At 62.2% G+C, this 270-nt stretch carries 1 pseudogene; it reads right to left on the bottom strand.

Annotated elements, in window-relative coordinates:
• A pseudogene (locus tag A3736_RS17585) lies at positions 1-270 on the bottom strand (DUF389 domain-containing protein); the annotation flags it as partial.

Genomic DNA, 270 nt, shown 5'->3' with positions numbered 1-270 from the left:
GCCGCCTCACTGTCCGCTTCGGCGGCGGGGCGCGGGCTTGGAGTTAGGATTGTCGCGGACACGGTCACCGGATCCGCATCCAGATCGAAATCGATATTGGTCAGTCTTGCGTCGGCACCTGCTTCGGCAAGCACGGTGGTACGGATCACACGCGCGGCGTTGGTTTCCCAGACGATCTGTCTGAGCGAGAAGAACAGGGGGACTGCCAGGCCGATGAACACCGCAATGATCAGCGCGGTCTGCCAGCGAGTCTGCTTTTCGGACAAGCGC

The sequence above is a fragment of the Erythrobacter sp. HI0063 genome, from assembly GCF_001635685.1.
Lineage (GTDB): Bacteria > Pseudomonadota > Alphaproteobacteria > Sphingomonadales > Sphingomonadaceae > Qipengyuania.
The sequence above is the reverse complement of the archived record's forward strand: the minus strand, read 5'-3'. Positions and strand labels throughout refer to the sequence as shown.